Source organism: Rhodosalinus sp., assembly GCF_046542825.1.
Lineage (GTDB): Bacteria > Pseudomonadota > Alphaproteobacteria > Rhodobacterales > Rhodobacteraceae > Rhodosalinus.
In genome coordinates this window covers 1-8618 of sequence record NZ_JBKHAQ010000115.1, presented here as the reverse complement: position 1 = coordinate 8618, position 8618 = coordinate 1, and the positions used below count along the sequence as shown (strand labels likewise).

Annotated in this window: 7 protein-coding genes; 4 read left to right on the top strand and 3 right to left on the bottom strand. The window is 69.7% G+C overall.

Going from position 1 to position 8618, the window contains the following annotated elements; genetic code table 11:
- From ACLFOB_RS12820 to ACLFOB_RS12810, 3 genes are all read right to left on the bottom strand, one after another.
- A partial coding sequence (locus ACLFOB_RS12820; RefSeq protein WP_410926316.1) for a biotin carboxylase N-terminal domain-containing protein occupies positions 1-1700 on the bottom strand: 1700 nt, incomplete at its 3' end.
- 75 nt (positions 1701-1775) lie between these two features.
- Entirely contained in the window at positions 1776-2909 is a 1134-nt protein-coding gene (locus tag ACLFOB_RS12815; RefSeq protein ID WP_410917875.1) for an alpha-hydroxy acid oxidase, read from the bottom strand.
- Between the two features lie 164 nt (positions 2910-3073).
- Positions 3074-4843 (bottom strand): SLC13 family permease, encoded by a 1770-nt coding sequence (locus ACLFOB_RS12810; protein ID WP_410917874.1) that lies wholly within the window; start codon positions 4841-4843, stop codon positions 3074-3076.
- Between the two features lie 283 nt (positions 4844-5126).
- On the opposite strand from ACLFOB_RS12810, the gene ACLFOB_RS12805 reads away from it, so the two are divergent.
- The 4 genes from ACLFOB_RS12805 to ACLFOB_RS12790 all read left to right on the top strand — a co-directional run bounded on the left by ACLFOB_RS12805 (position 5127) and on the right by ACLFOB_RS12790 (position 8221).
- Positions 5127-6242, top strand: coding sequence for a C1 family peptidase (locus ACLFOB_RS12805; protein WP_410926315.1), 1116 nt, complete (start codon positions 5127-5129; stop codon positions 6240-6242).
- A gap of 37 nt (positions 6243-6279) precedes the next feature.
- The gene (locus tag ACLFOB_RS12800; protein ID WP_410917872.1) at positions 6280-6699 is read left to right on the top strand and encodes a hypothetical protein; all 420 of its coding nucleotides are present in this window, start codon (positions 6280-6282) and stop codon (positions 6697-6699) included.
- Positions 6696-7022 (top strand): protease inhibitor I42 family protein, encoded by a 327-nt coding sequence (locus ACLFOB_RS12795; protein WP_410917871.1) that lies wholly within the window; start codon positions 6696-6698, stop codon positions 7020-7022. Before ACLFOB_RS12800 ends, ACLFOB_RS12795 begins: the two co-directional genes overlap by 4 nt.
- A gap of 452 nt (positions 7023-7474) precedes the next feature.
- Positions 7475-8221 (top strand): YebC/PmpR family DNA-binding transcriptional regulator, encoded by a 747-nt coding sequence (locus ACLFOB_RS12790; protein ID WP_410926314.1) that lies wholly within the window; start codon positions 7475-7477, stop codon positions 8219-8221.
- Positions 8222-8618 lie beyond the last annotated feature (397 nt).

Below are 8618 nucleotides of genomic sequence, written 5' to 3'. Positions count from 1 at the left end.
TGGGCATAGGCCGGCGCGATTCGGATCATGTCGAGCGAGCGCATCCGCGTGGCCAGCAGCGACTGGTGCCCATCGCGCATGGTGGTGTCGGTGATCAGGATCTGCGGCTGCTCTGCCAGCCAGTCCGCCACCGCCTGCGGACCCTTCTCCTCCAGCAGGGTGCGGGTGCCGGGCGCGGGCGCCTCTGCCCGCAGGCGCGGCGGCCTGGGGTCCTTGAGGTCGGCGCGCGGGCGCGGGCGGTCCTTGGTCTCCGGGTGCCCGTTCACCGTCACGTCGGCGATGTAGGTCAGCACCTTGGTGCCGCGGTCCTTGCGCTCGGGGAAGTCGAAGAGCTCCGGTGTCTCGTCGATGAAGCGGGTGGAATAGTCGTTCGACAGGAATTTGGGGTGCTTGAGCAGGTTCTCGACGAAGTCGATGTTGGTGGCCACGCCCCGGATGCGGAACTCGCGCAGGGCGCGGTCCATGCGCGCGATCGCCTGTTCCGGCGTCGGCGCCCAGGCCGTGACCTTGACCAGCAGCGAGTCGTAGTAGCGCGTGATGACGCCCCCCGCGTAGGCCGTACCGCCGTCGAGCCGGATGCCCATGCCGGTGGCCGAGCGATAGGCGGTGATGCGCCCGTAGTCGGGGATGAAGTTGTTCTGCGGATCCTCGGTGGTGATCCGGGTCTGCAGCGCGTGGCCGTTGAGCGCGATATCGCCCTGTGACGGCATCCCCGTCGCCTCGGAGAGGGTCTTGCCCTCGGTCACGAGGATCTGCGCGCGCACGATGTCGATGCCGGTGACCTCTTCGGTCACGGTATGCTCGACCTGGATGCGCGGATTGACCTCGATGAAGTAGAAGGCGCCCGTCTCCATGTCCATCAGGAACTCGACCGTGCCCGCGCATTCGTAATTCACATGCGCGGCGATCTTGCGACCAAGCTCGCAGATCTCCGCGCGCTGCGCGTCGGTCAGGTAGGGCGCCGGCGCACGCTCCACGACCTTCTGGTTGCGGCGCTGGACAGAGCAGTCGCGCTCGAAGAGGTGATAGATGTTGCCGTGCTTGTCGCCCAGCACCTGCACCTCGACGTGGCGCGCGCGCGGGATCATCCTTTCCAGGTAGCCCTCGCCATTGCCGAAGGCGGCCTCGGCCTCGCGCCGTCCTTCGCGGACCTTTTCCTCCAGCTCGTCCTCGGAGTGGATCGGGCGCATCCCCCGCCCGCCACCGCCCCAGCTGGCCTTGAGCATCAGGGGATAGCCGATCTGGGCCGCCTCCTTGCGGATGGCCTCCATGTCGTCGCCCAGCACCTCGGTCGCGGGGATCACGGGCACGCCGGCCTCGATCGCCACGCGCCGGGCACTGGCCTTGTCGCCCAGCGCGCGCATGGTTTCCGCGCGCGGCCCGATGAAGGCGATGCCCGCCGCGTCGCAGGCCTCGACGAAGGCGGGGTTCTCGGACAGCAGGCCGTAGCCGGGGTGGATCGCGTCGGCCCCGCAGGCCTTTGCCACGCGGATGATCTCGGGGATCGAGAGATAGGCCTGCACCGGGCCCAGCCCCTCGCCGATGCGATAGGCCTCGTCCGCCTTGAAGCGATGGAGCGAGAGCTTGTCCTCTTCCGCGAAGACCGCGACGGTGCGCTTGCCCATCTCGTTCGCGGCCCGCATCACGCGGATGGCGATCTCGCCCCGGTTGGCCACCAGGATCTTGCGGAATTCGGTCATCGGCGCTGTCCCTCCGTCACGCAGTGTCAAGGAGTAAGCGGTTTCGCGTGGGGCGTAAATGCGACAAGCGGCCGGTCACACGCGCCGCGCGGCGACGTCCGCGAGCCGGGGCGCGCCAAGCTGGCCCATGTTGGCGATCAGATCGCGGCGCAGCATGTCGATCAGATGCGGCGGCCCCGCTTCGCCCAGCGCGGCGACAGCGTAGTGCCAGGCCCGGCCCAGCATCACGAAATCCGCCCCAAGCGCGACGGCGCGCAGGATGTCGAGGCCACCTTCGATGCCACCGTCGAAGATCAGCGGCAGGCGCACGGCGGACCGGATCGCGGGCAGCACCTCTGCCGTGGCGGGGGCCGCGTCGAACTGACGGCCTGCGTGGTTGGAGACCCAGACCGCATCCGCGCCTTCGGTCTCGCAGAGCGCGGCGTCCTCGGGCCGGAGCACGCCCTTGACCACCAGCGGTCCCTGCCAGTGTGCCCGCAGCCAGCGCAGGTAGTCCAGATCCGGCGATGTCCGCAGAAGATAGCCGACATGGCCGGTGGAGGGCAGCCCGCGCCGCGGCCCTTCGGTGTAGGGGTCGAGCGTGCGCAGCCGCGGCAGGCCGGCACGCAGGGTGGCGAGGCTCCAGCGCGGGCGCAGCGCCATCTGCGCCAGCATCCGCGGCGTCAGCTTCGGCGGGATCGTCAGGCCGGAGCGGGTCTGCCGCTCGCGCCGGCTGGGCACCGGGACGTCCACCGTCAGCACCAGCACGGAAAAGCCGCTGTCACGCGCGCGCTTGAGCATGTCGGCGCGGATGCCCTCGTCGCGCGGCGGGTAGAGCTGGAACCAGCCGTGCGGCGCGGCAATCGGCCCGATCTCCTCGGGCGGGCGGGTCGCCACGGTCGAAAGCCCCGCGGGCAGCCCCTCAGCCGCCGCGGCGCGGGCGATGGTGGCCTCCGCCCCTGGCCAGATCAGCCCCGACATGCCCAGCGGCGCCGCACCGAACGGCAGGGAGTGGCGGTGCCCGAAGAGATTTGCCGAGAGATCGGGCCCGATCTCGCCGTGCAGGACGGAGGGGTAAAGCCGCACCGCATCCAGCGCCGCGCGATTGCGGCGCGGCACGGACTCCGCGCCCGTGGCGCTGTCGAGGTATTCCCAGACGAAGCGCGGCACCCGGGCACGCGCGCGGACGCGGAGGTCTGCTATGGCGGGAAAGCGCGTGTCGAGATCCATGCACGCGGTCTGCCCCGGTCCCGCGGGCTTGTCCAGCGGACCGGCGTCGCGCCATGTCCCGCCGATCCCGCGCCGAGGGCAAAGCCCCCGGCCCCGGCCTTGGCCCCGGTGCATCAAGGCAGGTGCATCAAGGCACCCGGTCGCGCAGGCAGGCGCCGTGCGCTTCAGAGCCAGACCAGCGCGATCATGGGCACCGCCACGGCCGTCACGATGATCGTCAGCGGCAGCCCCATCCGCCAGTAGTCCCCGAAGCGATAGCCGCCGGGGCCAAGGATCAGCGTGTTGTTCTGGTGTCCGATGGGGGTGAGAAAGGCGCAGGAGGCGCCCACCGCCACCGTCATCAGGAAGGCGTCCGGCGAGGCGCCGAGGCGTTCGCCCATGTCGATCGCCACCGGGGCGGCGACCAGTGCCGTGGCGGCGTTGTTGAGCACGGAGGACAGCGCCATCGTCACCACGAGTAGCGCGCTCAGCACCGCCCAGACCGGCCAGCTCTCGGCCAGCGAGAGCAGGCCCGAGGCGATCAGTTGCGTCCCGCCCACCTCGTCGAGTGCCGCGCCCAGCGGGATCAGGCTGCCCAGCAGCACGATCACCGGCCATTCGACGTGTTCGTAGATTTCGGAGAGCCGCAGCACGCCGATCAGCACGTAGGTCACGACCACGATGCCCAGCGCCACTGGCAGGTAGAGCAGTCCGGCGCTGGCCGCGAGCACGGCGATGGCGAAGGTCCCGATCGCGGACCAGGTCTTGGTGTTTTCGGTCACGGTCAGGCCGCGCTCGGCCAGTGGCAGCACGCCCAGCCATTCGACCACCTCGTAGGCGCGCTCCTGCGGCACGAGCAGCAGCAGGATGTCGCCTGGCCGCAGCTTGGTCTGGCGCATCCGCTCGGTGACCTGGCGCCCCTCGCGCGAGACGCCCAGCAGCAGCGTCTGCTGCCGCCACGACAGGCCCACCGACTGCACGCTGCGCCCGGCGATGCGGGCGCCCTCGGGCACGACCGCCTCGACCAGTGTCAAGCCTTCGCCTTCGGCCTTCAGCCGATCCTCTCGCTCCCTCTCGGCGAAGGCGAGCGACAGGTCGGTGCGGAATTCTTCCAGCGCCTCGGGCGCGGCCTCCAGCACCAGCGCGTCGCCCTCGCGGATCGTGGTGTTGTACGAGGTGCCGTAGCGGCGCCTGCCGTCGCGGATCAGGCCGATGACCCCGACATCTGCGTCTTCCGCCGCCTCGTAGAGGTCGCGCACCCGCTTGCCTACCGCCTTGCTGTCCTCTGGCACGATGAGTTCGGCGAGGAAGCGCTTGACCTGCTCCGTGCCGGCGCCCGTGTCCTCACGCACCGGGATCAGCCGCCAGCCCACAAGCGCGACGAAGGCCATGCCGGCCACCGCAACGGCGAGTCCGACTGGCGCGAAGTCGAACATCGAGAAGGAGGCGCCCAGCTCGTCCTCGCGGATCGTGGCGATGATGATGTTCGGCGGCGTCCCGATCAGCGTCACCATGCCGCCGAGGATCGTGGCGAAGGCCAGCGGCATCAGCGTGACGCCGGCCGCGCGACCGGCCTTGCGCGCCGTGGCGATGTCCACCGGCATCAGCAGCGCCAGCGCGGCCACGTTGTTCATGAACCCCGACAGCCCCGCGCCCACGCCCCCTATCAGGGCGATATGCGCCTGCGGCCCCCGCGCCTTGTCCATCAGCGTGCGGGTGATCAGATGCACCGCGCCCGAGCGCGACAGCCCCGCCGAGACGATCAGCACCAGCGCCACGACCAGCACGGCCGGGTGCCCGAAGCCGGAGAAGGCGTCGCCCTGCGGCACCACGCCAAGGACAACACCCGCCAGCAGCGCGGCGAAGGCCACGAGATCGTAGCGCCAGCGCCCCCAGAGCAGTCCGGCGAAGACGAGCGCGAAGAGCGCGAAGAGGATGGCCTGATCCTGGGTCATGCCGCTTGTTGGACCGCGCGGGAAGGTTGAGCAAGTGTGCAGTTCGTGCGCGACCGCTCGATGCCGCGCCCGTATCAGCGTTTGCGCGAATCGGTTTGCTTTGCTAAACTTTCGGTTGTGCCGGTCGTTTCGACGGCACACGCGGCCCGCGGGACCATGCCGGGGCAGATTTCTTTCGTTCCTGACTTCTGTGCGGGGCTTTTGCCGCTCCGCCTGCCTGGCCTCCGCACGCGGAAGGCGTGCGGGGTGCATTTCGATAACGGGGCATTGGGAGGACCCGAAGATGGCGGAATCTCTGGACCTGAAAAAACTCTCGGAAGACCTGAAGGCTGCGGGCACTCCGTGGCAGATGGACCCGCAAACATCGCTGGCGCAGATGACGGAGGACGAGCGGCGCATCCGTCTGGGCTTTGTGCCGCCGGCCGGCGCGCCAACGCTGGAGGAAGCCGTGCAGCGGGACGTCACCGCACCGCGCGTGACGCAGGAAATGATCCAGGCCGAAAGCGGCCTTGGTGCGCCGGCCGCCTACGATCTGCGCAACGTGGGCGGAAAGAACTTCACCACGCCGGTGAAGGACCAGGGCGGTTGCGGCTCCTGCGTGGCCTTCGGCGTGGCGGCGGTGATGGAGACGACCCTGCGCCGTCAGCGCAACGACGAAACCCTCGCGATCGATCTGTCCGAGGCGCATCTGTTCTATTGCCACGGCGGCGAGGACGGGCGCACCTGTCAGAACGGCTGGTTCCCCGACGCCGCGCTGGACAAGGCCAGGGACAAGGGCGTGACGATGGAAAGCGTCTATCCCTACAGCGGTTCGCAGCAGGCCTGCGCCGTTCCGTCCGGGTGGCAGAACAACATCGCCAAGGTCACGGGCCGCACCGAACTGTCCACCCGCAGCGCGATGAAGGACTGGATCTCGACCCGCGGGTCGATCACGGGATGCTTCATCGTCTATCAGGACTTCTTCAGCTACCGCTCGGGCGTCTATCGCCACGTCTCCGGCAACGCCGCGGGCGGGCACTGCGTCGAGATCGTGGGCTATTCGGACAGCCAGCGCTGCTGGATCTGCAAGAACTCCTGGGGCACGAACTGGGGCGAGGGCGGCTTCTTCCGCATCGGCTATGGCGAGTGCCAGATCGAGACGTGGTACGGCCCCTGGGGCGCCAACGCGGTCACGCTGCGGACATGGCAAGGCAACCTCAAGGTCAACGGCCTGTGGAGCAACCGCAGCGCGCGCAACGCCTATGCGCATTTCCAGGGCGTCGGCTGGCGCCGCGTGGTCGATACCTCGGATGTCCAGCATCACGCCATGCTCACCGAACTGGTGGGCGCGAAGGCCGGCAACCGCGGCGTCCGCGCGCTCGTGGACGGCAACGAGATCCAGGAAATCTACGTCGTCTAGGCCTGTGCGCCAGCGACATCAGCGAAAGGACTGAGCAATGCCCAAGAGCGTTACGGCAGATGCCCCCGCCGATACCGTCGAACAGGTGAAGGCCGACGCGCAGGCGCAGGCCGCGCCCGACGCCCCCACGCTCGACGTGACCGGGTTGACCGAGACGGCGCCCGCGCGCGTCGAGGCACCCACGATGCGCCCGCCCGGCGAGGCCGGGATCGAGGCCGAGGGCGAAGGCGTCACCGCCTGGCACACCGGCAAGAAGATCACCGCGATGTGGTGCAACGCCTCGAACCGCAACGCCTGGGCCGCGGTGCAGGGCCTGGGCTGGCGCAGGATCGCGCCCGCGAACGACAGCGCCTATCTCACGCTGGTCATGCTCTGCAGCCATGCCGAGCAGACCAACGCGACGGTCAACGTGAACATCGGGTCCGACAACCAGATCCACGAGATCTACGTCTGGTGAACACCGTGCCCGAAGAGGCCCTGCGCCTCGGGCCGGGGGACGGCGGCCGCAGTGTCGCCGTCCCCGCCGGCGCGGAGGTGGTGCTGGACCTGCCCGAGAACCCCACGACAGGCTTCCGGTGGTCCCTGCCGGAGGGCGAGGGCCTGACCGTGATAGAGGACCGCAACGTCGGGGCCGGTGACGGCATCGGCGCCGGCGGCGCGCGCGTGCTGCGGCTGCGCGTGTCGCAAGGCCGCCATGCGATCCGGCTGGTCCGCAGTCGGCCCGGGGCCGCGGAGAGCGGTGCCGACGCCACCTTCGAGGTCGAGCTCGTGGCCGATTAGCCGCCCCGCATCGTCCGGCAGCGCGAGCGGATCACGCTCGAGCAGGGCCAGCGTCTGCCACAGCGAAATCTCCGGCAGCGGCCCGGGGAAGAAGGCGATGACGCAGACGACGACCCGGAGGGCCGAGGGCGGCCGTCAGACGGGCCAGCATCACGCCCGCGCCGAAGCGCCCCGGTGGCCGGCGATACGCCCACGAAGCACTTGCGCGGCGGCGGCAAGCGCCACGAGGCGCGATCCGGGCACGGGTCTGTCTCCCTGTCGTTAGGCGCCGCGCCGTTCCGGGCGCCGCGCGGCTTCTCCGATGCGCGGCGCGCCGGCCGCTTTCGACCGAAACGACATCCCGGACATGCCTGGCTGCCCAGCGCGGTTCGCCCGAGGCCGCCGGGGATTGAACAGGCCCCGCGCCCTGGCCTATATCCTCGGCATTCCCGGGCAGAGGTCGGAGATCCCCCATGGCGGGCCATTCCAAATGGGCCAACATCCAGCATCGCAAGAACCGGCAGGACGCCGTGCGCTCGAAGCTGTTCTCGAAGCTGTCGAAGGAGATCACCGTCGCGGCCAAGATGGGCGATCCCGACCCCGACAAGAACCCGCGCCTGCGCCTGGCGATCAAGGATGCCAAGGCAAGCTCGATGCCCAAGGACAACATCGAGCGTGCGATAAAGAAGGCCACCGGCGGCGAGGGCGACGCCTACGAAGAGATCCGTTACGAAGGCTACGGCCCGAACGGCGTGGCGGTGATCGTCGAGGCGATGACCGACAACCGCAACCGCACGGCCTCGAACGTGCGGGCGACCTTCGGCAAGCACGGCGGCAACCTGGGTGAGACCGGCTCGGTCGGCTTCATGTTCGAGCGCAAGGGCCAGATCGTCTATCCGGCGGACGCGGGCGACGCCGAGGCAGTGCTGGAGGCCGCGATCGAGGCCGGCGCCGAGGACGTGGAAAGCTCCGGGGACGGACATGTGATCTGGTGCGCGGACACCGACCTCAACGATGTCTCCACCGCGCTCGAGGACCGGCTGGGTGAGTCGGAGACCACGCGCCTCGTCTGGAAGCCGCTCAACACCACCGAGCTCGACCTCGAGGGGATGCAGAAGCTCATGCGCCTGATAGACGCGCTCGAGGACGACGACGACGTGCAGCGCGTCACGACGAACTTCGAGGCCTCCGACGAGGTGATGGAGCAGCTGGCGAGCTGAGGCTCGCAGGTCGAGCGACCCCTGCGCGCCGCGGTCCTCCTCGTGGGCGGCGCGCCCGAAGGCGTCGTCGCGCCGGGCCGGCAGGCGCACGGCGCGGGCGCGGAACGCCGGCGCCGCCTCGACGGTGACGATCTGGATGCGGGGGACGGGAGTGAAGCCCTCCATCTCGTAGAGCCCCGCGGCGGCGGCCTCGCGCTCCATCGGCTTGGTGGGCGGGGTGAGGGTCAGGAAAATGCCGATCTCGGCCTTGCCTCCGGACGGCACAGAGGGCGACTGCTGCACATCGTGAGCGCATTCCGGGAAACCGGCCATGTGCCACGCGACCACCGGCCTTCCTTCGGCCGCACCGTGGCAATCGACCGTCGCCGCAGGGCGGACTGGTAGGCCCGGAGGGACT

Excerpts from the sequence above, each read along its gene's own strand:
- ACLFOB_RS12815 (WP_410917875.1), bottom strand. The coding sequence starts at position 2,909 with ATGGATCTCGACACGCGCTTTCCCGCCATAGCAGACCTCCGCGTCCGC.
- ACLFOB_RS12810 (WP_410917874.1), bottom strand. The coding sequence starts at position 4,843 with ATGACCCAGGATCAGGCCATCCTCTTCGCGCTCTTCGCGCTCGTCTTC.
- ACLFOB_RS12805 (WP_410926315.1), top strand. The coding sequence starts at position 5,127 with ATGGCGGAATCTCTGGACCTGAAAAAACTCTCGGAAGACCTGAAGGCT.
- ACLFOB_RS12800 (WP_410917872.1), top strand. The coding sequence starts at position 6,280 with ATGCCCAAGAGCGTTACGGCAGATGCCCCCGCCGATACCGTCGAACAG.
- ACLFOB_RS12790 (WP_410926314.1), top strand. The coding sequence starts at position 7,475 with ATGGCGGGCCATTCCAAATGGGCCAACATCCAGCATCGCAAGAACCGG.